This is a genomic window from Paenibacillus sp. sgz302115 (assembly GCF_056120445.1).
In genome coordinates this window covers 1-500 of record NZ_JBVYOK010000064.1, presented here as the reverse complement: position 1 = coordinate 500, position 500 = coordinate 1, and the positions used below count along the sequence as shown (strand labels likewise).

Annotated in this window: 2 tRNA genes; both read right to left on the bottom strand. The window is 46.0% G+C overall.

Features of this window, described 5'->3' with window-relative positions:
- Positions 1-272 precede the first annotated feature (272 nt).
- Positions 273-348: transfer RNA gene (locus AC0LWN_RS32665), tRNA-Ala, on the bottom strand.
- 21 nt (positions 349-369) lie between these two features.
- A tRNA-Ile gene (locus AC0LWN_RS32660) sits at positions 370-446 on the bottom strand.
- Between the last annotated feature and the right edge of the window lie 54 nt (positions 447-500).

Here is a 500-nt window from a genome sequence, read left to right as displayed (position 1 = left end):
GGCAGTTTCGTTGTTCGCCACGTCCTTCGTCGGCTCCTGGCGCCTAGGCATCCTCCGTGTGCTCTTATTAGCTTAACCTCGATTTTTCCGCTAGGAAAATATCGGACATTGAATTTCTTCAAAAGCCTTTATTTCCGTCAGGAAAATCGCTAGCATCGCCATTAATTCAAAACTTGCTTACACAAGTTCAGCTTAAAGGAATGTTCTAAAACGCAATTTCGTTTCGGTATCCAGTTTTCAAGGATCAAGTTCTTGCTCTTGATGAAGTTTGTTGGTGGAGCCAAGCGGGATCGAACCGCTGACCTCCTGCTTGCAAGGCAGGCGCTCTCCCAGCTGAGCTATGGCCCCAAAATAAAATTTCATGTTATATGGTGGGCCTTGGTGGACTCGAACCACCGACCTCACCCTTATCAGAGGTGCGCTCTAACCAACTGAGCTAAAAGCCCATATAACATATATAACATTGTGAATCAACCAATGAATTGGTTGTCCGCTTGGCA